Below are 22,936 nucleotides of genomic sequence, written 5' to 3'. Positions count from 1 at the left end.
TAATTATCCTGCTCTGATTGCCAGCAGATATCTCCCCCCTCTTTTCTTTCCGCGCTAAAACGGCGTTAATGCAGCGAATACTCAACCACCGGGGGAGAACGCATGCACTTAACACAGCTCAAACATCGCTTTTTCACGCTGCTCAGCACGCTGCTGTTTATCGGCTGCCTGCACAGCGCCGCACGCGTTGAAGGGAACCTGAAGGTCACGCTACAGCCGGCGCTGAGCGCCTTAAGCCGCGATATGCGGGATATCCGTGACGCGCTGACGCGCTACGCCAGTGAAGGCGAGGAATCCCCCACGCCCCTCACGCGCGGCGAAACCCGCGCTGCCGAACGTGGAGATACTGAAGATAAATAGCAAGATTCAATGAAGCTCTAGTGACATCGTTATTGCACGGCAATCTGTAGGCTCAGTGTGATTGGAATTGCCGTAAACGTACGGTATTTCTCTGTAACTACGATAAACGGCAATTGCAGGGGCCGTGGGCGCGGCCCCTGCACCCGCGCCCGCGCTTAGGCACGTTCTGCCCGCTTCGCGGGTACCCTCACGGCGTCACCGTCGCCGGGCGGGTCGGCTCTACAGGCATCCCTGCCTGTGCCGCCTCAACCGGACATCCCTGTCCGGTTGCCCCTGGCTCAGGTTCCTTGTTCGGCAGCCCGTGATGCGCGCTAAAGGTCAACACCCGAATCTGCCATTACCGGGATAGTTAACCTCAGATTTTGACATTCATAATTTACAGACGAAGACATTGCTGGAATGTGCACGGTGGGTGACCGCCATAGAAGGCGCCGAACGAAGGAACGGCGCATAGGCAAAACCGCCATGGACGGCGGTTTTAGGCGAGGCAAGCAGGGACGCTTGTCGCAGCCGGCCGTGATGCGCCGAGAATGAGTGAGGGCAGTTGGCGCAGCCAACCGCCTGGCCTGGCGAGGGCGCGGGTGGTCAGGGGCCGCGCCTTCGGCCCCTGACTCGGTCGAGTCACCGGGGTCACATAAACCTACGAAGGCTTAACGACCGAAAACCACCGTTAAATTGACAAAATCCCCCGTAACGGAAACCTTACGCCGTCTGCGCACGCTTCTTCTGGCGGTTCACCTTCACCCAGTACCCCACTAGCAGCACCACCACCCACACCAGACCGGCGTACAACGACACGCGGGTAGTCGGGAAATAGCCAATCAGGCCAATAATAAAGGCCAGGAAGATAATGGCGATCGTCGAAGTAAACACCCCGCCGCGCAGCGGGAACGCCAGATCTTTCACCTGCTGTTTGTTCAGCCTGCGGCGGAACGCAATCTGCGAGAACAGGATCATAATCCACACCCACACGGTCGCGAAGGTCGCCAGCGAAGCGATCACCAGGAACACGCTTTCCGGCATGATGTAGTTGAGGTACACCGCTATCAGCAGCGCCGCCATCATCACCACGACAGTCACCCACGGGATACCGCGTTTGGAAACTTTGCTGAATACTTTCGGCGCGTGGCCCTGTTCCGCCATACCGTGCAGCATACGGCCGACGCCGAACACATCGCTGTTAATCGCCGACAGCGACGCGGTAATCACCACAAAGTTGAGGATACCGGCCGCAATGGTGATGCCCATATGCTGGAAGGTCAGAACAAACGGACTGCCGCTGGTACCGACCTGGTTCCACGGATAAATCGACATAATCACGAACAGCGTGCCGACGTAAAACACCAGAATGCGCCACGGCACCGAGTTGATCGCCTTCGGAATCGATTTTTTCGGGTCGCTGGCCTCACCGGCGGTAATACCGATGATTTCAATGCCGCCGTAGGCGAACATCACCAGCTGCAGCGACAGTATCATGCCCATCACGCCGTGGCTGAAGAAGCCGCCGTTACTCCACAGGTTATGAATGCCGGTCGGCTGCCCACCGTTGCCGATGCCCCAGATGATAATGCCGATACCGGCGGCAATCATGATAATGATGGTGGCCACTTTAAAGAACGAGAACCAGAACTCCAGCTCGCCGAAGACCTTCACGCTCATCAGGTTGATCGCGCCGATAATCAGCACCACGCTCAGCACCCAAATCCAGTGCGGTACCTCCGGGAACCACACCCCCATATAGATGCCGAACGCGGTCACGTCGGCAATAGCGACGATCAAAATCTCAAAACAGTAGGTCCAGCCGGTGATATAGCCGGCCATCGGGCCAAGGTAATCCTGCGCATAGCGCGAGAAAGAGCTGGCCTGCGGGTTATTGACCGACATTTCCCCCAGCGCGCGCATAATGATAAAGGCGATCACGCCGCCGATCAGATACGCCAGCAGTACGCTGGGCCCCGCCATTTTAATGGCGTCGGCGGAGCCGTAGAACAGCCCGGTGCCAATCGCCGACCCGAGCGCCATAAAGCGGATGTGGCGCGTGCTGAGGCCACGTTTCAACTTATTGGCGGCGGGTGTTACTGATTCCTGTTGCATTTAAAGACCTGTCTTCTTATACACAAAAAAGCCACGGACAAGTCCGTGGCCTCAAAATCAGACCGGGAAGAATTAATGCGCGGTCGCTTCAGAGCGCGAGCATACCCGATCGTAGATGGCGGCCAGTACCAGCATCAGTACGGAAGGCGGCAGCCATGCCAATCCCTGACCTGCCAGAGGCAGGTGCGTGCTCCATGCCGGCAGCAGATTCTCGAAGCCGGCGGCCTTCACCGCGTCAAGGATACCAAACAACAGGCTGACGAGCATCACCGGCGAAATCACCTTCGGCGCACTATTCCACATCCGCAGGGTGAAGCTCAATACCACCAGCACGATACACGGCGGATAAATGGCGGTCAGCACCGGAATCGAGAGGTGAATCAGGTGGCTCAGGCCCAGGTTGGAGACGAACATCGAGAACAGCCCCAGAATAAACACCAGCGTTTTATAAGAGAACGGCAGGTACTGGGCAAAGAACTCGGCGCAGGCGCAGGTCAGGCCGACCGCGGTCACCATACAGGCGATAAAGATCAGCGCCGCCAGGAAGAAGCTGCCCAGGCTACCAAAGGTGTTCTGCACGTAGGCATGCAGGATCACCGCGCCGTTGGTGGCGTCCGGCACCAACACGCCGCTGCCGGAACCCAGTTTAAACAGGCTCAGGTAGACCAGCGTCAGGCCGACACCGGCGATCAGCCCCGCAAAAATGGTGTAACGGGTCAGCAGGCCGTTGTCCTTCACCCCGCGTGAACGCGCGGCGTTGACGATCACGATGCCGAATACCATCGCCCCCAGCGTATCCATGGTCAGATAACCATTCACAAAGCCGGAAGAGAAAGGCACATGCTGATAGGCATCCACCGCCGGAATCGGCGAACCGGCCGGCCAGAGCAGCGCGGCGATGCCCAGCACGCCCAACGCGACAATTTTCAGCGGCGCCAGAATATGGCCGACGGTGTCGAGCAGGCGGCCCGGATAGAGGGAAATACCGATCACCAGCGCGAAGTACACCAGGCTGTAAATCAGCAGCGGCGTCGCGCCGTCGCCGGTCAGCGGGGCAATCCCCACTTCAAACGACACGGTCGCGGTGCGCGGCGTCGCAAACAGCGGGCCGACGGCCAGGTAGCAGACGGTCGCCAGCAACAGGCCGGCGGTGCGGCCGATCGGCGTACTCAGGGCGTCAACGCCGCCGCCGACGCGCGCCAGCGCGATCACCGTCATCACCGGCAGGCCGACGGCGGTAATCAAAAAGCCCAGCGCCGCGATCCAGACGTGTTCGCCGGACTGCAGCCCCACCATCGGCGGGAAAATAATATTCCCGGCGCCGACAAATAAGGCAAAGGTCATAAAACCTAATGCCAGAATATCTTTTGACGTTAAACGATGACTCATAGGATGTCGTGTTGCCTGTTCAAATGAAAAAAAACGTTCTTTTCATGGCGGTTCGCCATTTCGCTGTCGGCCTGCCATTTCATCACAAGAGCAATAAGAGCAAGAAAACGCATACCGCTCGGGCGTTTTGTCCTTATGCGAAATTGACCACTCTTGAAGATGGGCAGAATGTTAGAAGTTATAAAATGGAGGATTAGTCCAACAACGGAGGGTAAGTAAAACGTTTATAGCGCCAAAAGGCAAGGCTCACGGGGAAATGCAGAGCGATCGACCAGATAAATATTCATCACCAGTCGATCGCACCAGTCTTCAGGAAATATGCCCTACATGATTTGTATCATTTTTAACCAAGGCGCTCACAAAACGTGAAGCATTGCGGGTTAAACCGCGCGAAAACGCCAATATCGGCGGCATTTCCGCGCATAACAAACGGGCTGCCGGCGGTTACCAGACCTGTCCGGCAATGCTGACCACGCTGCTCAGCTTGTCCCACTGCTGCTGCTCGCTCAGGCTGTTGCCCTCTTCGGTCGAAGCGAAGCCGCACTGGGTGCTCAGACACAGTTGCTCAGGGGCGACGAACTGCGCCGCTTCCTGCAGGCGCTGCTTAACCTGCTCCGGGTTTTCCAGCTCGCCGTCTTTGGTGGTGATCAGCCCCAGCACGACTTTTTGCTTGCCGGGCTTGATAAAGCGCAGCGGTTCGAAGCCGCCGGAGCGTTCGTTATCGTACTCCAGGAAGAAGGCGTCGATATTGACCTGGCCGAACAGGATCTCCGCCACCGGCTCATAGCCCCCTTCCGAGATCCAGGTGGAGCGGAAGTTGCCGCGACAGACATGCAAACCGATGGTCAGATCGTCCGGCTTGCCGGCGATCGCCGCATTCAGCACGTCGGCATAGATACGCGCCAGCTGGTCGGGATCTTCGCCGCGCTCGCGGATCTGGCGGCGCTGATCGTCAGAACAGAGGTAAGCCCACACCGTATCATCCAGCTGCAGGTAGCGGCAGCCGGCGTCATAAAACGCGCGGATCGCATCGCGATAGGTTTGCGCCAGATCGGCAAAATAGGCATCCAGCTGCGGATAAACCGTGCTGTCGATCGCCTGACGCCCGCCGCGGAAGTGCAGCACGCTCGGGCTGGGGATGGTCATCTTCGGCTGCGCGTCGCCGGCAATCTGCTGCAGGAAACGAAAATCCGCTAGCATCGGATGCTGCGGGTTAAAGCCCAGCTTGCCCGTCACCTTGACGCTGCGCGCCTTGGTCTGCACGCCGTTGAACTGGATGCCCTGTTCGGCGTCGTAGCCCTGTACGCCGTCCAGGCCTTCGAGGAAATCAAAGTGCCACCAGGCGCGACGGAATTCCCCGTCGGTCACCACCGCCAGTCCCAGCTGGCGCTGTTTTTCCACCGCCTGGCGGATCTGCTCATCTTCCACCGCCCGCAGCTGCGCCGCGTCAATCTCACCGCGCTGAAACTGCTGACGCGCGCTTTTCAGCGCCGCAGGACGTAATAAACTGCCGACGACGTCAGCATGAACGGCATGATTGCAATTGCACATCTTTTTCCACTCCCGGTGAACGGCAGGCGTCGCGTTGGCCTGCCGGAATGATTTACATATTGAATGATTACGCTGGGTTACAATTGGACATCCAGACGTCTAAATAGCTAAAATCATCCTGTCATGCCGCCTGCCCGGCGGCAATGGAGAAATTTTCATGGGTGTTGAAAGAAATTCATGATGGTGGGCGGCAGCTGGCTGAGAGCTGCCGTCATACGCGCCCAGGCGCTAAGCCGGTGCTACTTCAGCCCGAGCGCCTGGCGGGTTTTCCGCAGGGTTGCCGGCGACAGCGGCAGATAACCGTCCTGATTGACCAGCGCCTGCCCTTCCTCGGACAGCACCCGGTCAAGAAACGCCGCCGTCAGCGGCTCAAGCGGCCGGTGCGGCGCTTTGTTGATGTAGATATACAGGTAGCGCGCCAGCGGATAACTGCCGTTGCGCACGTTGGCAGCGCTGGGCGCCACGTAGCGATCGCCCCGCTCCGCCAGCGGCAGCAGCCGGACGCCGCTGGCGCGGAAACCGATGCTGGCATAGCCGATGCTATTCAGCGATCCGGACACCGCCTGCACTACCGACGCCGAGCCGGGCAGCTCATTGACCCGCGCCATAAAGTCGCCGCCGCACAGCGCGCGCAGTTTGAAATAGCCATAGGTGCCGGAGGCGGAATTGCGGCCAAAACGCTGAATACTGCGCTGCGCCCAGTCGCCCGGCAGCGCCAGCTGGCCCCAGTTCCGCAGTGCGGCGGCTTCGCCGCAGCGGCGGGTGGCGGAAAAGATCTGATCCAACTGGCCAAGGTTCAGCCCCGGCAGCGGGTTGTCCTGATGCACCAGCACCACCAGCGCATCGACCGCCACCGGCACCGCCAGCGGCGCGTAGCCGTAGCGCTGTTCGAACGCCGACAGCTCCGCCGCCTTCATCGGACGGCTCATCGGCCCCAGCTGCGCGGCGCCGGCGGCCAGCGCCGTCGGCGCGGTCGATGAACCGGCGGCCTGCATCTGCAGGTTGATATTCGGATAGTGCTGGCTGAAGTCCTGCGCCCACAGCGACATCAGGTTCGCCAGCGTGTCGGAACCGACGCTGGAAAGATTGCCCGACAGCATGCCGCTCGGCTGCGCCCGCAGGCCGGGGCTGCACAATAACAGCAGGCAGAGCCATATCCCTCGGGTCAGTCGCATACCGGTGCCTCACGCATTAATTTTTCAGCGCATTCTCTGACAAAGCGTCGGGAACAATCAACCGGTTAGGCAAAGTAAAGATAAAGCGGGTGCCGTTGCCCGGCTCGCTGAGCACCTCCAGCCGCGCATCGTGATGGCTGAGGGCGTGCTTGACGATCGCCAGCCCCAGCCCGCTGCCGCCGGTCTGCCGCGAACGCGCCTTGTCCACACGGTAAAAGCGCTCGGTCAGACGCGGCAAGTGCTCGGCGGCGATGCCCGGCCCGTTGTCGCTGACCTGGAACTGCGCCCCCTGCGGCGTCTGCTGCCAGCTCACCTCAATGTGCGTGCCTGCCGGCGTGTGGTTCACCGCGTTATACACCAGATTGGACACCGCGCTGCGCAGTTGGTCGTCATTGCCGTACACCTTCAGCGCTTCATTCACGCGGAAACTGATTTCATGGCGGCCGCCGCTGAGCGACTGCGCCTCACGCTGCAGCACCCGCAGCATCAGGGGCACGTCCACCGTCTCATTCATCTCGATAATCGGCGCCGCCTCGATGCGCGACAGCGTCAGCAACTGCTTCACCAGCCCGTCCATGCGCCGGGTTTGTTCCTGCATGGTGGCCAGCGCCTTGCCGCGCAGCGAACCGTCCGGCTCGTCGTCGCCCATCATTTCCAGATAGCCCTGCAGCACGGTCAGCGGCGTGCGCAGCTCGTGGCTGACGTTGGCGAAGAAGTTGCGCCGCGCGCCCTCCAACTGCCGCATCTGCGTCACGTCGCGCGCCACCATCAGCAGCTGCCCTTCCGAATACGGCATCACGCGGAATTCAACGTAATGCTCGTTATTCAGCTGCAGCGTCAGGGGCTTATCAAAGGATTGCTGTTGCAGATAGTGGCTGAACTCCGGGTAGCGCAGCAGGTTGAGAATATGCTGGCCGTTATCCTCCGGCCAACGGAAGCCGAGCAGATGCTGCGCCAGCCCGTTGCACCAGAAAATATTCCCCTCTTCGGTGGTCATCACCACCGCATCCGGCAGCGATTCGGCGCCGCTGCGGAAGCGTTTGATCAGCAGCGCCAGCTCGCGCCGACGGCGGCGGTTACGCTGCTGCATCTGATACAGGCCGTAAAACAGCGGCTCCCAGCTCCAGCGCCCCGGCGGCGGCGTCATGCTGCGGTCAATCCACAGCCAGTGGGAAAGTTTCAGCTGGTTATAGAAGTTCCAGCCCAGCGCCGCCAGCACGGAGACCAGCAGTAACCAGGGGAGATAGCCGAAAATCAGCCCCAACAGCAGGGCCGGCAAGCAAAAAAGGGCCAGCTCAAGAGCCAGCCTTTTCCAGGAAAGGCGTTCTAGCACGGCATGCTCTCCGACGCTGCGCGATTAATAGCGCGTTGAAAAGCGGTAACCTGTGCCGCGAACGGTTTGAACCATCTTGTCATGACCACTGCTCTCCAGCGCCTTGCGCAGCCGGCGGATATGCACATCAACGGTGCGGTCTTCCACATAAACGTTAGTGCCCCAGACGTGATTAAGCAACTGTTCGCGGCTGTAAACACGCTCCGGGTGGGTCATAAAGAAATGCAGCAGTTTGAATTCGGTGGGGCCCATATCCAGCGGCTGTTCGTTGGCCATCACCCGATGCGAAGACGGGTCGAGACTCAGCCCCTGCATCTCGATCACCTCTTCCACCGCCATCGGCGAAATACGGCGCATCACCGCTTTAATCCGCGCCACCAGTTCCTTCGGCGAGAACGGTTTGGTGATGTAATCATCCGCGCCGACTTCCAGGCCGCGCACCCGGTCCTCCTCCTCGCCGCGCGCCGTCAGCATCATCACCGGGATATCGCGGGTCAGCGCTTCGCGCTTCATATGTTTGATAAATTGAATGCCGGAGCCGCCGGGCAACATCCAGTCCAGCAACACTAAATCGGGGAACGGCTCAGACAGGCGCGTTACGGCACTGTCATAATCTTCGGCTTCCAACGGTTGGTAACCATTCTGTTCCAACACAAAGCACACCATCTCGCGAATAGGCGCTTCGTCTTCCACCACCAGTATGCGTCTTGCCATCGTCAATCCTGCCAATGTGTTAGCGTTCACAATTTGTTTGCGGGCGCCATTATGCGTCAGTTTTGTGACAGATTTATGAAATTAACCACTCAGTAACATTCACAATATAAATGCTTATCACCGTCGCGCCGACTTAACCGCCGGAATAGATAGAAATAGCATATTTTTACCCGCCAACCCGTATAATCATCGTCAACGTTTTACCGCCGCCGCGTTTCGCCCCGGCACAACCGACGGCCAATCCCCGGGAGAGTCATGCGCCTGATACACACCTCTGACTGGCATTTGGGTCAGTATTTTTTCACCAAAAGCCGTGCCGCCGAGCATCAGGCGTTTTTGCGCTGGCTGATTGCGCAGATTGAACAGCATCAGGTAGACGCGCTGATCGTCGCCGGGGATCTGTTCGACACCGGTTCGCCGCCGAGCTACGCGCGCGAACTCTACAACCGCTTTGTGGTGGAACTGCAGCAGACCGGCTGCCAACTGGTGGTGCTGGGCGGCAACCACGACTCCGTGGCGACGCTGAATGAATCGCGCGAGCTGCTCTCCTGCCTGAACACCCGCGTGATCGCCAGCGCGCAGGCCGAGGCCGGGCAGCAAATCGTGACGCTTAACCGCCGCGACGGCCAGCCCGGCGCGCTGCTGTGCGCCATCCCGTTCCTGCGCCCGCGCGATTTGCTGACCAGCCGCGCCGGCGAATCCGGCACGCAGAAGCAGCAGGCGCTGCAGGAAGCCATCGCCGAACATTATCTAACGCTGTATCAGGCGGCCTGCGCGCAGCGCAAGGCGCTCGATCTTACGCTGCCGATCGTCGCCACCGGCCACCTGACCACCGTCGGCGTCACCACCTCGGATTCGGTGCGCGATATCTATATCGGCACGCTGGACGCCTTCCCGGCGCAGGCCTTCCCGCCGGCGGACTATATCGCCCTGGGGCATATTCACCGGGCGCAAAAGGTGGCGAAAAGCGAGCATATCCGTTACAGCGGCTCGCCGATCCCGCTCAGCTTTGATGAGCTGGGCAGCGCCAAAAGCGTGTTTATGGTCGACTTCGCCGACGGCGGGCTGCAGCAGGTCACTACGCTGCCCGTCCCGCTTTTCCAGCCGATGCAGTTGATCAAAGGCGATCTCGCCCAGATCGAACAGCAGCTGCAGCAGTTTGCCGACTATCAGGGCGAGCTGCCGGTGTGGCTGGATATCGAGGTGGCGACGCAGGATTACCTCAGCGACATTCAGCGCCGCATCCAGGCGCTGGCGGATAATCTGCCGGTGGAGGTGGTGCTGCTGCGGCGCAGTAAAGAGCAGCGCCGTCAGGCCATTGAGCAGCAGGATAAAGAGACGTTGAACGAACTGAGCGTTGATGAGGTGTTTGAACGCCGTCTGGCGCAGGAAAGCGAACTGGAAGAAGCGCGGCGCGGCCGGATGCGCGCCATGTTCCGCCAGACGGTCGACGCTCTGCAGCAGAATGAGGAGCCATCGGCATGAAAATTCTGAGCCTACGGCTGAAAAACCTCAACTCGCTGCAGGGCGAGTGGAAAATAGACTTCAGCGCCGAACCGTTCGCCAGCAACGGCCTGTTCGCCATCACCGGCCCGACCGGCGCGGGCAAAACCACCCTGCTCGACGCCGTCTGCCTGGCGCTGTATCACCAGACGCCGCGGCTGCACGTCTCCCCCAGCCAGAACGATCTGATGACGCGCCATACTGCCGAATCGCTGGCCGAGGTGGAGTTCGAGGTCAAAGGCGTCGGCTACCGCGCCTTCTGGAGCCAGCGCCGGGCCAAAAACGATCCGAACGGCAACCTGCAGGCGCCGAAGGTCGAGCTGGCGCTGCTGGCGGACGGCAAGATCCTCGCCGATAAGGTGCGCGACAAGCTGGAGGCGGTCGCCGCCATCACCGGCCTGGACTTCGGCCGTTTTACCAAATCGATGATGCTGTCGCAGGGGCAGTTCGCCGCCTTCCTCAACGCCGACGCCAACGATCGCGCCGAACTGCTTGAAGAACTCACCGGCACCGAAATCTACGGCCAGCTGTCCGAGCGGGTGTTCGAACAGCATAAGCAGGCCAAACTTGAGCTGGATGCGCTGCACCAGCGCGCCAGCGGTATTGAACTGCTGAGCGACGAACAGCGCCAACAGTTGGAAACCCAGCTCGACGCGCTGCGTCAGGAAGAAACCGCGCTCAGTCAGCACGATGAACAGCAGCGGCAGACACTTAACTGGCTACAACAGTGGCAGCGTCTGCAGCAACAGCTGCAACAGTGCCGGCAGCGCTTACAGGCGCTGCAACAGGAACAGGAGCAGGCCGAACCGCAGCTGCAGACGCTGGCGCGCAGCGAACCCGCCGAAAAACTGCGCCCGCTGCACAATGAACGCCAGCGCTACCGCGATGAACTGCAGGCATCGCAACAGCAGTTGACCCAGCTTGACCAACAGCAACAGCAGCAGGCCGCACAAATGGCACCGCTGCAGCAGGCGCTGGAGCAGGCGCGCGCCGAACAACAGACACAGGCGGCGCACCGGCAACAGCAGCAGCAGCTGATCGACGAACAGGTGCTGCCGCTCGATCACCACATCGCACAGCTGAGCAAAAGTCGTAGCGAACTGCAGCAAACCCGCGACGACGCCGTGCGCCAGTGCGGACAGCAGAAACAGACGCTGGACAAACTGCACGCCGAACGCGCACAGCTGGCGACACAGGCCGAGCAACATCAGACGCAGCTGAGCGCCCTGACTCAGGCGCTCGCCGCACAACAGCAGCAGCACAGCGTGCTGGAAGCCGAAACGCCGCTGGCCGCCCTGCGCCAGCGCCTGCAGCAGCTGAGCGACCTGCGCCCGACGCGCCAGCAGCTGGCGACCCTGTCCTCGCTGGCACAGCAGTTGGATCAACGGCTGACGCAACAGCGGCAGGAGTTGGCCGCCGGCCAGCAACAGCTGCAACAGCTGGCGCCGCAGTTAGAACAGGCCAGACAGCAGTATCAGCAGCACAAAACCCTGCAGGCGGAAGTAGAGAAAACCCATGAGCTTGAGCAGCGCATTGTCAGTCTGGAAGCCGAACGCGCCCGGCTGCAGACCGACGCGCCCTGCCCGCTGTGCGGCTCTACCGAGCACCCAGCCATCACCGATTATCAGACGCTTAACCCGTCAGCCAGCGCCCGGCGCCTTGACGAGCTGCGCCAGCAGGGCGAAGCGCTGTATAAAAACGGCATCGAGCTGCGCGCCCGTCACGACGGTATGCAGCAACAGCAGCAGCGTCAGCAGCAGGCGATTGAGCAGGATGAACAGCAACTGGCGGCCCACCAGCAACGGTGGCAGACCCTGACCGCCGAGCTGGCGTTTGATTTCGGCCTGCAGGAGAGCGAGCGCCTGAAGCAGTGGCTGAGCGACTGCGACCGCGAAGAGCGCGAGGGCCAGCAGCGCCTCAGCCAACATGAGCAGGCGGCGCAGGCGGTGCAACAGGCCAAAGATGCGCTGATCGCGTTGCAGAACGCACAGCAGCAGGCGCAGCAGCAGACAGCGCTGCTGAATGAACGCCTGACGCTGCTGGAAAAACAGTATGCCGACGCTCAGCAGCAGCAGCAGCGTCTGCAGCAGCAGTGGCAGGACAACGAGGAGCAGCTCGCCGCCCAGCAACGGCAGCGCCTGGCGCTGTTTGGCGAGCAGCCGGTGGCGCAGGCGCGCGAACAGCTGCGCGCCAAACAGGCGGCCTGCGAACTGGCCAGCCAGCAGGCCGCCGAACGCTGGCAGCAGGCGCAGGAACAGCGTGAACGCCTGAACGGCCAGTTGGCGGGGCTGCAGCAGCAGCTGGCGCAGCAAACGCAGCGCGCCGAGCAGGCGCAGCAGCAGTGGCAGCAGGCGCTGAGCGCCAGTGAATTTGCCGATGACGCCGCCTTCCACGCCGCCCTGCTGGACGATGCGCAGCGTCAGCATCTGCAACAGCTGAAAGAGCAGCTGCAACAGCGTCAGGTGGAAACCCGCGCGCTGCTGGCGCAGGCCGAACAGGCGCGCGAGCAGCACCAGCAGCAGCGCCCGCAAGGTGTGGATGACCAACATGCCGATCTCACGGCGCTGGCACAGCAGCAGCAGGCGCTGGCGCAGCAGTTGAAGACGCTGCAGCTGCGTCAGGGCGAGCTGCGCAACCAGCTGACCAGCGACACCGAGCGTCGCGGCAATCAGCAGGCGCTGTTCGCGCAAATTGCCCAGAGTCAGCGGCAGTATGACGACTGGAGCTACCTCAACCAGCTGATCGGCTCAAAAGAAGGCGATAAATTCCGTAAATTCGCCCAGGGGCTGACGCTCGATCATCTGGTCTATCTGGCGAACAACCAGCTCAGCCGCCTGCACGGCCGCTATCTGCTGCAGCGGAAAAACAGCGATGCGCTGGAACTGCTGGTAGTGGACACCTGGCAGGCCGACGCGCAGCGCGACACCCGCACGCTGTCCGGCGGCGAAAGTTTTCTGGTCAGTCTGGCGCTGGCGTTGGCGCTGTCCGATCTGGTCAGTCACAAAACCAGCATCGATTCGCTGTTCCTGGACGAAGGCTTCGGCACGCTGGATGCCGAGACGCTGGATACCGCGCTGGACGCGCTCGACAGCCTTAACGCCTCCGGCAAGACCATCGGCGTGATCAGCCACGTCGAGGCGATGAAAGAGCGGATCCCGGTGCAGATCAAAGTGAAAAAGGTCAACGGCCTGGGGATCAGCCGGCTGGAGCCGCAGTACCGCGTCGAAGGCTAACCGCACACCGGGGCGCTGCCGCCCCGGTTATCATTATTGCTGCGGCCACAGCCAGGCGGCGCCGCGTACGCCGCTGGAATCACCGTGCACCGCCTGACGGATCGGCGTGGCGAACTCGCCGCCGAACACCCACTCCCGTACTTTTTGTGGGACGTTGTGATACAGCCGCTCCACGTTGCTCATGCCGCCGCCCAGCACGATCACATCCGGGTCGAACAGATTGACCGCATGCGCCAGCGACTTCGCCAGACGCTGCTCATAACGACGAATCGCCCGCTCGGCAATCGGATCCTGCTGCGCCGCCAGCGTCATGATCGCTTCCCCTTTCAGGGGATTGCCGCTCAGACGCGCGTAGTCGACGGCAAAACCGGTGCCGGAAATAAAACTTTCGATGCAGCCGGACTTGCCGCAGTAGCACGGGACCTCATCGCGAAAGCGCAGCTCGTCGTCATCCGGCCAGGGCAGTGAATTATGCCCCCACTCGCCGGCAATGCCGTTGCCGCCGGCATGCACCCGGCCGTTGATCGCCACGCCGGCGCCGCAGCCGGTACCGATAATCACCGCAAACACCACCGGTTTGCCGGCGCCGGCGCCGTCGGTGGCCTCCGACACCGCCAGGCAGTTGGCGTCGTTCGCCAGCCGCACCTCGCGCTGCAACAGCGCCGACAGGTCTTTATCCAGCGGCTTGCCGTTCAGCCAGGTGGAGTTGGCGTTTTTTACCAGGCCGGTAAACGGCGACAGCGTGCCGGGAATACCGACGCCCACCGTGCCCCGCTCGCCGGTATGCGTCTCCGCCATCTGCACCAGTCCGGCGATGGCCTGCAGCGTCTGCGCATAGTCATCGCGCGGCGTGGCGATACGGTGGCGAAACCGCTCGCTGCCGTCGTCCGCCAGCGCAATCACTTCAACTTTGGTGCCCCCTAAATCAATTCCAATACGCACTGTTTTCTCCTCTGTGCGACGTCATCGTTTTTTAATGTCACCGAGTGTGCCGCAATACGGATCCACGCGCAAATCAGAGGAAGCAGGCGATTTTTCGGCGTCGATTGGGTATCATGCCGCCCTGCTTTTGATGAACCCGCGTGCGAACGGCACGCCCAGTCAGGGATAACATTATGCTGTGGTTTAAGAATTTGATGGTTTACCGTTTGAGCCGCGACGTTGCGCTAAATGCGGATGAAATGGAAAAACAGCTCAGCGCCTTTTCCTTCACGCCGTGCGGCAGTCAGGATATGGCGAAAACCGGCTGGGTCTCCCCAATGGGCTCGCACAGCGACGCACTGACGCACGTAGTCAACGGCCAGATTATCATCTGTGCGCGTAAAGAAGAGAAGATCCTGCCCTCGCCGGTAATTAAACAGGCGCTGCAGGCGAAAATCGACCAGTTGGAAAGCGAACAGCACCGCAAACTGAAAAAAACGGAAAAGGATGCGCTGAAAGACGAAGTGCTGCACAGCCTGTTGCCGCGCGCCTTCAGCCGCTTTAACCAGACCTTTATGTGGATCGACACCGTCAACGACCTGATCATGGTCGACGCCGCCAGCGCCAAACGCGCAGAAGATACCCTGGCGCTGCTGCGTAAAAGCCTCGGTTCACTGCCGGTGGTGCCGCTGACGATGGAAAGCCCGATCGAACTGACGCTGACCGAGTGGGTGCGTTCCGGCGAGCTGCCGGCCGGTTTTGCCATTCAGGATGAGGCGGAGCTGAAGGCCATTCTGGAAGAAGGCGGCGTGATCCGCTGTAAAAAACAGAACCTGATCAGCGATGAGATCGCCGTGCATATCGAAGCCGGCAAGCTGGTGACCAAACTGGCGGTCGACTGGCAGGAGCGCATTCAGCTGGTGATTGCCGACGACGGCTCCATCAAGCGCCTGAAGTTTGCCGATGCGCTGCGCGAGCAGAACGACGATATCGACCGCGATGACTTCGCCCAGCGTTTTGACGCCGACTTTATTCTGATGACCAGCGAACTGGCGGCGCTGATCCAGAACCTGATCGAAGCCCTCGGCGGCGAAGCCCAGCGCTAAGAGCAAACAACAAGGGCGCTGTCACCAGCGCCCTTGCATCATTATTACTTACTCAGATAGCGGCACAAATAGGCCGTGGCGTCCGCCACCTGCACGTTGAACTCACTGTGGCCCGGCACAAAGAACTTCTCACCCGGCATAAACACCTGCCAGTCCGGCGCCCCCGGCAGCAGCACCCGCAATGCCCCGCTGATCACCGTCATCTCTTCCGGCTGATTGGTGCCGAAGGTGTACTCCCCTTCCTCCATCACCCCAACGCTGGTACGACCGATGCTGCTACTGTCAAAACCGATCGATTTCACTTTTCCGGCAAAATACTCACTTACATTCAGCATAGACTGGCACCCGCGTAGTTATCCGTATTGGAAAGCTCATAGTGGGGGATCGCCCGGCGGCTGTCACTGATTTTCCCGCTAAAATGCGATCGCTATGCGCCGACGCTCAATAACGGCCGCCAAGGTCATGATCGGCACGATCGCCCGACAGCTGACGGGTCAGTTCATCGCAGGCGATAATCTTGCCGTCGCGCAGTATGAAATGCGCCATCACCTGAATCTCACTGCGTGTGCCGTCGCATTTTTCCACCTCGACCCGATGATGGCTCAGCACGCTGTCGCCCTGCGCCGCCAGCGCCTGCACCCGCAGCGTCATCCGCCGGGTGATCTGCTTGAGCAGCGCCATATGACTGACAAACTGCGCATAGTCCAGCGACTGCCCGTCCACCGTCTGCCGATAATCGTCGGCGAAAAACGCGGCGATGGCCGCCGGCTGATGTTGTGGCTGCGCCACCACCTGTTGCAGCGCCTGCAGCACGATATCTTGCGGGGTTAACTGTGTCATTACCTATCTCCGTCAGAGGAATCAGGCTAAATACTAACCGGCGCAGACAATGGCGTGATAACATGATTAAGACCATATATAACGTTAATCGGCCAAAACCATGCAACTGCGCGGCATACCGCTATCTCATCCCAACCGGCACCTTACCCCCTGGCATCAGCATGATGACGGGCAGATTTACCTGCTGACGCGCGGCACTATCGCCCTGGAAACCGAGCGGCGCCAGTGGGCGATGACCGCCGGCACGCTTGGCTGGCTGCCGGCGCGCTGCCGCCATCAGGCGCAGTCCTGCGGGCAGGTTGAGGGTTGGCTACTGTTTCTGCCGCCGGAGAACTGTCAACATCTGCCGACTCAGCCGCGGCTGTTGGCCGCCAGCGCTCTGGCGCAGGCGCTGGTGGCGCGCATCGCGCAGTTTCCGCCGTCGCCGTTACCGGCGCCGCAGCGGCGCATGGTGCAGGTGTTGCTTGATGAGATGCAGGGAGAAGAAGAGACGGCGCTACAGCTGCCGATGCCGCAGGATCCACGGCTGCTGAAAATCGCCCGCGCGCTGCTGGACGACCCTGCCAGCACGCGGCGGCAGAATGAATGGGCCGGCTGGGCCGGCATCAGCGTACGCAATCTCAGCCGGTTATTTATGGCGCAGACCGGCATCGGCTTTGCCCGCTGGCGTCAGCAGGCGCGCATTATCCGTTCGCTGGAAGCGCTGTCGCGCGGAGTTTCGGTCGCCAACGTGGCCGCCGACTGCGGCTATGACAACGTCAGCGCCTATATTGCCGCGTTCCGCCGCCACTTCGGCGTCACGCCCGGCGGCTACTTCGCCGCGCTCCCCGGCTAGCGCTATTTCACCGCCTCATGCAGGCGCAGCATCTCCAGGATCTGCGTCACCACCCGGTGCGGGTCCAGTGCAGCGTCCAGCACATGATGCGCCGCATCCTGATACAGCGCTTCGCGCGCGGCCAGCACCTCCAGCATCTCTTCAGCGATTGGCCGGCCGGTCAGGGTTGGTCGCTGTGCGTCTTGCGGAGACTCCTCCAGCCGCTGCGCCAGCACCTCCGCCGGTGCGCGTAGGTAGATCACCGTGCCGTGCTGCTGCATAAAGCGACGGTTCTCTTCCGCCAGCACCGCGCCGCCCCCGGTGGCAACAATGGTTGACGGACGGGTCACCGCCTGCAAGGCGAGGCTTTCGCGGCGGCGAAAGCCCTGCCAGCCCTCCTGCGCGACGATTTCGGCGACGCTCATCTGCGTCGTCTGCTGCATAAACAGATCGATATCAATAAAGCGATAGTCCATCGCCTGCGCCAACGCGCTCCCCACGGTAGTTTTTCCTGCTCCGCGAGCGCCTACCATGAAAATGGTTTGTGTCATTACGTCTGTACCCTATACGGTGACTGAGTGGCGTTGCTGTTGATGCATCATACCGCCCGCCCTGTGTATTTCAATCTTTACAATAGTGTAAATTTCATCGCACATCGACTGCCCAACGGCAGCCCGTGCTCGGCTTCGCTCGCCATCTGGGCGCGCAGCCGCGCCGACAGCTCCACCGTAGGGATGGTTTCAAACCCCAGCCGGCGGTAATACGGCGCATTCCACGGCACGTTGCGAAACGTGGTCAGCGTCAGCTGCCTGACGCCCTGCCGGCTGGCGCAGTCGGCCACCGCTACGATCAGCTGACGCCCAATCCCGCGTCGCTGGTGCTCAGCCGCTACCGACAATTCGGCAATATGCCATTCGTCCCCATGCCGGCGTACGGCGATAAAACCGGCGACGGCCGCGCCGTCCTGCGCCAGCCATTCGCTCTCTTCGGCAATCAGCGCCGCATGCTGCGCGGCCGACATGATGGCGTCATCGGCAATAAACGCCCACTGTGGCAGCGGGCGAAACAGTTCCGCAGCCGAACGTTCCGCCGCCATCATCGCCTCGATATCCGCAGTCTGCGCCGGACGAATCGTCACACTCATCACTCTCTCCTTAACCGCCGCACCGGGTCGGTTTAAAAATCCACGCTGGCCCGCAGTACCACCTCGCGGGGTTCGCCTACCGCCACCCGCAGGTTGTTGCCGCTGGAAGGATAATAGGTTTTGTCGAACAGGTTCTTGACGTTCAGCTGCCATTTTACCCGATAGCCGTGCAGCGGCATGCTGTAGGCGGCAAAAGCGTCGGCCACGGTGTAGTGATCCAGATAAAAGCTGTTGGCGGCATCGCCCGGCCGGCGTCCGACATAACGCGCCCCGGCGCCGACGCGGAGCTCATCGCCGCTGTACAGCCCCGGCGATCCCAGGTTCTGCGTCAGGAACAGCGAGGCGGTATGGCGCGCCACGTTAGCCATCTCCTTGCCTTTGTTGGCCGGGTCATCCACCACCCGCGCGTCGGTATAGGCGTAGGCGCCGATCAGGCTGAGACTGTCGGTGATATTGCCGGCCATATCCAGCTCAACCCCCTGCGAACGCACGCGCCCGGCGGTGCGGGTCACGCTTTCGCCGTCCACCAGCTCGCTGACCATCACATTGCGTTTGGTGATATCAAACAGCGCCAGCGTGCCGGTGATGCCGTTCGGCAAGGCGACCTTACCGCCCATCTCCCAGGATTTCCCCTGCTCCGGCGGCAGCGAGCCAATCTGGGTGGCGATGGAGGAGTTAGGCTTGAAGGACTCGGTGTAGCTGCCGTACAGCGAGACATACGGCGTCAGTTTGTACACCACCCCGGCGCGCGGCACCAGCTTCGCCTCCGAGCTGTCGGTATTGACGTTAAACGGCCGCCCTTTGCCGGCATAGACGTCAAAGGTGTCGTAACGCAGCCCGCCCATCACCAGCCAGTTATCGGTCAGTTGCAGGGAATCTTGCATAAACCAGCCATAGCTGGTCAGGTTTTCACGCTGATCGCTGTCTTTGGCGCTGACCTTGGTCGAGGCCGGCATCTGACCGTACACCGGATGGTAGATATTGAAATCACTGTTTTTACTGCCGCGGATCATATCGCCGCGGTAGGTGCGGCTGTCTTCGAAATCAAAACCGAACAGCAACTGATGATTGACCCGTCCCCAGTCCACGTCGCCGTTCAACGTCAGCTGCACCGCGTTGGCATGGCTGACCGCATGGGCGGTAGCGTCCGCCTGACGCGTCAGCGCGCCGCTCTCCGGGTCCAGCTTGGTGGCGCGCGCCTGATTATCGCTGTAGCTGTTGCGGTTATAAGCGTAGGTCAGCGAGCTTTTCCAGCGGTCGTTCAGCACCTGATCGATCTGCAGCGTCACGCTGTCCTGATCGCCGCGGGTAGCGTTGTAGGCCTCATCAAAACGGCGATCGCGCGGCGTATCGACCGGCTTGCCGGTGCGCGAATCGATAATGGTGCCGCGGTCGAACGGCGTCAGGTACTCCATATGCTCGTAGGCCAGACGCACCGTGGTGCTCTCGCCGTACCACATCAGCGACGGCGCAATCGTCGTCTGGCGGTTGCGGCCGAAATTGCGCCAGTAGTCGGTTTCATCATGGTCGACGATCATCCGATAGGCAAAACCCGAGGTGCCCAGCGGGCCGGTCACATCCAGCTGGCCGCCGCCGCCCTTAAAGCTGCTGCCCCAGCCTTCAACGTGGGTATGCTGCTGCAGCTGCGGCTTTTTGCTGATCATGTTGATCATGCCGCCCGGTTCGCCCATGCCGTACAGCATCGACGCCGGTCCCTTCAGCACCTCGACCCGTTCGGTGGTCGGGGTAAAGTTACGCGCCTGAATAGAACGGACGCCGTCGCGTAAGATGGAGCCGTCGCGGTTGTCGCCAAAACCGCGCTTCATCACCGCGTCCTGCGTGCCGCCCAGCGTATTGCTTTGGGTAATGCCGCTGACGTTGTACAGCGCCTCATCAAGATTACTGACCGCCTGATCGGTCAGCACCTGCGTCGGCACCACGTCAACCGCCTGCGGCACGTTCAGCAGGCTGGTTTCACTGCGCGTGCCGGTCACGCTGGTCAGCGGCTGATAGCTCTCGGCGCTCGGCGCCTGGCTGCTGCCGATCACCAGCATATGTTCTGATTTATCGTTATGATTTTCGGCCCCGACGGCCGGCCAGACGCTGCCGGCCGCCAGCGGAATGGCGCACAGCCAGCCGCGTTGATAGTTATTCACCTGTTAACTGACTCCAATAGGTCCCTGAAAATGGCAACGGCAAAAATTGTTGGTAGAGCTGCCGGAAAGTCTCTTGCGGATCGATATCGGCAAACAGTTGCGGATAAAACGCCTTGGCAAACATCTCAACCGCCACCACGTGGTACGGGCTGAGATAAAAGTTGTGCCAAATGCTCCAGGCCCGCTGGTTTTTTACCGCGTTCAGCCCGGCGATCATCGGTTGTTGTTGAATCAGGCGGCGGAAGCTGTCGTCCGCCTGCCGGCGGCTGACCTGCGGCCCCAGCAACAGGTCGGAATAGCGCTTGCCCTGCTCACCGGCCATGCCGGTGGCCAGATAGACATCGGGGTTGGCGGTCAGCAGCGTTTCCGGGTTCAGTTCGCCGTACACGCCCTTAATGCTGGCGTTGGCGATATTCTCGCCGCCGGCAAAGGTCACCAGATCCCCCAGATTGCCGTGCGCGGCGGTGGTGCAGCAGGTGTCACGCCGGCCAAGGTGCAGATGCAGCATCACTTTGGGCTTGTCGCCGTGATAGGCAGCCAGCCGTTCGCGGACCGCCGTCATATGCTGCTGATAGAAGGTAATAAACGCCTCGGCACGCGCCTGACGGTTGAGCAGTTCACCCAGCAGGCGCACGCTCGGTACGGTGTTGTGCAGCAGATCGATACGCAGATCGACATATACCACCGGGATCCCCGCTTTACCCAGCGCCGCCACCCGCTGCGCCTCATCGCCGTCTTCGCGCGCATAGCGCGCCAGAATCACCAGATCCGGCCGTAGTTGGATCAGGCTTTCCGGATTGATCTGCCGAAAGTTGCCGCCGCCGATCGCCGGGATCTGCGCAATGTACGGGAATTTCCGGCTGTACAGCTGCCAGCTCTGGGCGTCATACCGCGCCAGATCGCGCGGCCAGCCTACCACCCGCCGGGCCGGATCTCCCGGCTCCAGCAGCGCCAGCGTATACAGCATGCGGCTTTCCCCCAGCACGATACGCTGCGGATTATCGGGCACGTCAACGCGACGGCCCAGAATATCCGTCACCGTTTTCGCCTGGGCGCAGGACAGAATGGAAAATAGCAGGGAGGCCAGTAACAACAGGAAGGATTTACGCATGGTGGTGCCGGAACGGAAAAATATCCACGCATGATAATTACTCTCATTATCATTTTCAATCACTCACCACTGGCGCGGCGTGAAACAGCGTAATTTTTCCCTTTCCCGGCTAAAACACGTTTAACCGCAGGCAAATGGGGTTTAAAAAGTTAAAAAAGTGGCGGGAACGGCGTCGGAGAAGCAAGTTTCGTGCGCGTGCCGCCAGACGCCGTCTGCGGCACGCAGCAATGATCGCTATGAAACCTCGGTTTTAACGCGGGGTGCAGACGTACACCAGCGCCGGCGGGAAATTGCGCACCACGCGCTGCTTCTTCCAGTGGAAGTAGCGCGACAGCAGCTTTTCCGACAGATGGCTGTACTGGAACAGCACCAGCGTACCGTTGCGCCCCTGCAGGTTTTCCCGCGCCTGCTGCAGAATGCGCATGCTGATCTTGAGCGGTATCGACAGCAGCGGCAGACAAGAGAAAATCACGTCGTACTCCCGCTCCAGCCTTTCCGCCGACTGCGCCATCACCTGCAGCCGCGGCTCCTCAATCTGCTGCAGACGCCGGACAAAGTTCGGCTGGATTTCATAGGCGTCCAGCCCGGCGTCGGCGCGCATCCGGCCGATAATACGCTTGGTCAATACGCCGTCGGCCGCGCCCAGCTCGGCGATGGATAACGTGCGGGTCCATTCGATCTGATCCAACATGGCCTGGCATAGCCAGGGCGAGGATGGCGCCAGCGTGCCGACGGTACGCGGCGAGGCCATAAACTGCTGGATATAAGAAAAGCGGTGTTTCAGTTGCAGCCGTGTCGCATTGATCATTCGAGGCTCCTTAACATGAACCCCTTAATCTGGGCGGAAAAGCTTAAAGATTCATTAATACCATTCCGAAAGCGGGCGACACAGTTGTAATAAAATGCAACAGCGATAAAAAAACGGCGGCGATCGTTATCCGCAAACCCGCGCCCTATCGCCGGCTGCCGACCCGTTTCACCACCGTTTTCTTGTGCCGCCGGCGCCGTTAGCGCTTAGCGGTAAATTTCTGCATTACCCCGCCACAGGCTGGAGTCTCCCGGCGTATCGAGACCGATCACACGGTAATGGGAGGCGCCCTGAGCCGCAGCTTTTTCCTGCAGTTTTCTGACCGCGTCGTCCGACGTGCCGGCAACGCCGGACACCGATACCGCACCCAGGCTCTGTAACGATGCAGCCTGCTGATTATTGACCGCCGTGACGCTGAGCGGCGCGGCAAAGGTGGAAAACGAAGCGCCGGCCAGCAGCGCGGCGGTGAGGTAAGAATAAAAGCGTTTCATGGTGGCTCCTGTTGCTTCTTGGTTATTTATTTCGTCGCAACGTTAATTATCTGCCGGCCCATGAAAACGGACGTCATGCAATGTAAAGAAGATCAATCATTGTGAGAGGATTAAGGAGAATCTGTAGCAGGAGATAAACGGACAAGCGCAGCCTGCGCTGCTGAATACACAACATAGCCCGGTCATAACGTAA

20 protein-coding genes are annotated in these 22,936 nt (G+C 60.7%); 5 read left to right on the top strand and 15 right to left on the bottom strand.

Features of this window, described 5'->3' with window-relative positions; translation table 11 throughout:
* Window positions 1–102: 102 nt before the first annotated feature.
* Window positions 103–360 (top strand): hypothetical protein, encoded by a 258-nt coding sequence (locus TAN611_RS05110; protein ID WP_203067363.1) that lies wholly within the window; start codon window positions 103–105, stop codon window positions 358–360.
* A 702-nt stretch (window positions 361–1,062) separates the two neighbouring features.
* On the opposite strand, the gene proY is transcribed toward TAN611_RS05110, so the two are convergent.
* From proY to phoB, 6 genes are all read right to left on the bottom strand, one after another.
* The gene (gene proY, locus TAN611_RS05105; protein WP_111737639.1) at window positions 1,063–2,454 is read right to left on the bottom strand and encodes a proline-specific permease ProY; all 1,392 of its coding nucleotides are present in this window, start codon (window positions 2,452–2,454) and stop codon (window positions 1,063–1,065) included.
* A 72-nt stretch (window positions 2,455–2,526) separates the two neighbouring features.
* Entirely contained in the window at window positions 2,527–3,843 is a 1,317-nt protein-coding gene (brnQ, locus tag TAN611_RS05100; RefSeq protein WP_105229986.1) for a branched-chain amino acid transport system II carrier protein, read from the bottom strand.
* Window positions 3,844–4,287: 444 nt separating this feature from the next.
* The gene (locus TAN611_RS05095) at window positions 4,288–5,394 is read right to left on the bottom strand and encodes a cobalamin-independent methionine synthase II family protein (protein ID WP_105229985.1); all 1,107 of its coding nucleotides are present in this window, start codon (window positions 5,392–5,394) and stop codon (window positions 4,288–4,290) included.
* A 239-nt stretch (window positions 5,395–5,633) separates the two neighbouring features.
* Entirely contained in the window at window positions 5,634–6,569 is a 936-nt protein-coding gene (locus tag TAN611_RS05090) for a PstS family phosphate ABC transporter substrate-binding protein (protein ID WP_203067362.1), read from the bottom strand.
* A 16-nt stretch (window positions 6,570–6,585) separates the two neighbouring features.
* Entirely contained in the window at window positions 6,586–7,902 is a 1,317-nt protein-coding gene (gene phoR, locus TAN611_RS05085; protein ID WP_111737641.1) for a phosphate regulon sensor histidine kinase PhoR, read from the bottom strand.
* Window positions 7,903–7,926: 24 nt separating this feature from the next.
* On the bottom strand, window positions 7,927–8,616 hold the full coding sequence (gene phoB, locus TAN611_RS05080; protein WP_015671148.1) for a phosphate response regulator transcription factor PhoB: 690 nt from the start codon (window positions 8,614–8,616) through the stop codon (window positions 7,927–7,929).
* A gap of 255 nt (window positions 8,617–8,871) precedes the next feature.
* On the opposite strand from phoB, the gene sbcD reads away from it, so the two are divergent.
* Complete coding sequence (sbcD, locus tag TAN611_RS05075) at window positions 8,872–10,101, top strand: exonuclease subunit SbcD (protein ID WP_203067361.1); 1,230 nt, start codon at window positions 8,872–8,874, stop codon at window positions 10,099–10,101.
* On the top strand, window positions 10,098–13,352 hold the full coding sequence (gene sbcC / locus TAN611_RS05070) for an exonuclease subunit SbcC (RefSeq protein WP_203067360.1): 3,255 nt from the start codon (window positions 10,098–10,100) through the stop codon (window positions 13,350–13,352). The genes sbcD and sbcC overlap by 4 nt, the downstream gene beginning before the upstream one ends.
* A gap of 33 nt (window positions 13,353–13,385) precedes the next feature.
* Here the strand turns inward: sbcC and mak are convergent, their stop codons facing one another.
* Complete coding sequence (gene mak / locus TAN611_RS05065) at window positions 13,386–14,294, bottom strand: fructokinase (RefSeq protein ID WP_105229980.1); 909 nt, start codon at window positions 14,292–14,294, stop codon at window positions 13,386–13,388.
* A 173-nt stretch (window positions 14,295–14,467) separates the two neighbouring features.
* Between mak and rdgC the strand changes: the two genes are divergently transcribed.
* Window positions 14,468–15,379: a recombination-associated protein RdgC gene (gene rdgC, locus TAN611_RS05060; RefSeq protein ID WP_105229979.1), complete on the top strand. Its 912-nt coding sequence runs from the start codon at window positions 14,468–14,470 to the stop codon at window positions 15,377–15,379.
* A 44-nt stretch (window positions 15,380–15,423) separates the two neighbouring features.
* On the opposite strand, the gene ppnP is transcribed toward rdgC, so the two are convergent.
* On the bottom strand, window positions 15,424–15,714 hold the full coding sequence (ppnP, locus tag TAN611_RS05055) for a pyrimidine/purine nucleoside phosphorylase (RefSeq protein WP_105229978.1): 291 nt from the start codon (window positions 15,712–15,714) through the stop codon (window positions 15,424–15,426).
* A gap of 106 nt (window positions 15,715–15,820) precedes the next feature.
* A complete protein-coding gene (locus tag TAN611_RS05050) occupies window positions 15,821–16,219 on the bottom strand; it encodes a nuclear transport factor 2 family protein (protein WP_105229977.1) in 399 nt (132 codons plus the stop codon).
* A gap of 100 nt (window positions 16,220–16,319) precedes the next feature.
* Between TAN611_RS05050 and TAN611_RS05045 the strand changes: the two genes are divergently transcribed.
* Window positions 16,320–17,054, top strand: coding sequence for a helix-turn-helix domain-containing protein (locus TAN611_RS05045; RefSeq protein WP_105229976.1), 735 nt, complete (start codon window positions 16,320–16,322; stop codon window positions 17,052–17,054).
* Window positions 17,055–17,056: 2 nt separating this feature from the next.
* Here TAN611_RS05045 and aroL read toward each other — a convergent pair whose 3' ends face one another.
* From aroL to TAN611_RS05015, 6 genes are all read right to left on the bottom strand, one after another.
* Entirely contained in the window at window positions 17,057–17,584 is a 528-nt protein-coding gene (aroL, locus tag TAN611_RS05040) for a shikimate kinase AroL (protein ID WP_111737644.1), read from the bottom strand.
* 77 nt (window positions 17,585–17,661) lie between these two features.
* Window positions 17,662–18,177, bottom strand: a complete 516-nt coding sequence (locus tag TAN611_RS05035) for a GNAT family N-acetyltransferase (protein ID WP_105229974.1) — start codon at window positions 18,175–18,177, stop codon at window positions 17,662–17,664.
* A 32-nt stretch (window positions 18,178–18,209) separates the two neighbouring features.
* Window positions 18,210–20,333 carry a TonB-dependent siderophore receptor gene (locus TAN611_RS05030; RefSeq protein ID WP_201282917.1) on the bottom strand — a complete coding sequence of 708 codons (2,124 nt, stop codon included), beginning with the start codon at window positions 20,331–20,333 and terminating at the stop codon, window positions 18,210–18,212.
* Window positions 20,326–21,444, bottom strand: a complete 1,119-nt coding sequence (locus TAN611_RS05025) for an ABC transporter substrate-binding protein (protein ID WP_203067359.1) — start codon at window positions 21,442–21,444, stop codon at window positions 20,326–20,328. The genes TAN611_RS05030 and TAN611_RS05025 overlap by 8 nt, the downstream gene beginning before the upstream one ends.
* 250 nt (window positions 21,445–21,694) lie before the next feature.
* Window positions 21,695–22,252 carry a class I SAM-dependent methyltransferase gene (locus tag TAN611_RS05020; RefSeq protein ID WP_111737646.1) on the bottom strand — a complete coding sequence of 186 codons (558 nt, stop codon included), beginning with the start codon at window positions 22,250–22,252 and terminating at the stop codon, window positions 21,695–21,697.
* 206 nt (window positions 22,253–22,458) lie between these two features.
* Complete coding sequence (locus TAN611_RS05015) at window positions 22,459–22,743, bottom strand: DUF1471 domain-containing protein (RefSeq protein WP_105229972.1); 285 nt, start codon at window positions 22,741–22,743, stop codon at window positions 22,459–22,461.
* Between the last annotated feature and the right edge of the window lie 193 nt (window positions 22,744–22,936).

Origin of the sequence: Serratia sp. Tan611 (genome assembly GCF_905188235.1) — a bacterium.
Taxonomy (GTDB): domain Bacteria; phylum Pseudomonadota; class Gammaproteobacteria; order Enterobacterales; family Enterobacteriaceae; genus Serratia_B; species Serratia_B rhizosphaerae.
The sequence above is the reverse complement of the archived record's forward strand: the minus strand, read 5'-3'. Positions and strand labels throughout refer to the sequence as shown.

Coding starts and splice junctions, on each gene's coding strand:
- TAN611_RS05110 (WP_203067363.1), top strand. CDS start 103: ATGCACTTAACACAGCTCAAACATCGCTTTTTCACGCTGCTCAGCACG.
- proY (WP_111737639.1), bottom strand. CDS start 2,454: ATGCAACAGGAATCAGTAACACCCGCCGCCAATAAGTTGAAACGTGGC.
- brnQ (WP_105229986.1), bottom strand. CDS start 3,843: ATGAGTCATCGTTTAACGTCAAAAGATATTCTGGCATTAGGTTTTATG.
- TAN611_RS05095 (WP_105229985.1), bottom strand. CDS start 5,394: ATGTGCAATTGCAATCATGCCGTTCATGCTGACGTCGTCGGCAGTTTA.
- TAN611_RS05090 (WP_203067362.1), bottom strand. CDS start 6,569: ATGCGACTGACCCGAGGGATATGGCTCTGCCTGCTGTTATTGTGCAGC.
- phoB (WP_015671148.1), bottom strand. CDS start 8,616: ATGGCAAGACGCATACTGGTGGTGGAAGACGAAGCGCCTATTCGCGAG.
- sbcD (WP_203067361.1), top strand. CDS start 8,872: ATGCGCCTGATACACACCTCTGACTGGCATTTGGGTCAGTATTTTTTC.
- sbcC (WP_203067360.1), top strand. CDS start 10,098: ATGAAAATTCTGAGCCTACGGCTGAAAAACCTCAACTCGCTGCAGGGC.
- rdgC (WP_105229979.1), top strand. CDS start 14,468: ATGCTGTGGTTTAAGAATTTGATGGTTTACCGTTTGAGCCGCGACGTT.
- ppnP (WP_105229978.1), bottom strand. CDS start 15,714: ATGCTGAATGTAAGTGAGTATTTTGCCGGAAAAGTGAAATCGATCGGT.
- TAN611_RS05050 (WP_105229977.1), bottom strand. CDS start 16,219: ATGACACAGTTAACCCCGCAAGATATCGTGCTGCAGGCGCTGCAACAG.
- TAN611_RS05045 (WP_105229976.1), top strand. CDS start 16,320: ATGCAACTGCGCGGCATACCGCTATCTCATCCCAACCGGCACCTTACC.
- aroL (WP_111737644.1), bottom strand. CDS start 17,584: ATGACACAAACCATTTTCATGGTAGGCGCTCGCGGAGCAGGAAAAACT.
- TAN611_RS05035 (WP_105229974.1), bottom strand. CDS start 18,177: ATGAGTGTGACGATTCGTCCGGCGCAGACTGCGGATATCGAGGCGATG.
- TAN611_RS05025 (WP_203067359.1), bottom strand. CDS start 21,444: ATGCGTAAATCCTTCCTGTTGTTACTGGCCTCCCTGCTATTTTCCATT.
- TAN611_RS05020 (WP_111737646.1), bottom strand. CDS start 22,252: ATGATCAATGCGACACGGCTGCAACTGAAACACCGCTTTTCTTATATC.
- TAN611_RS05015 (WP_105229972.1), bottom strand. CDS start 22,743: ATGAAACGCTTTTATTCTTACCTCACCGCCGCGCTGCTGGCCGGCGCT.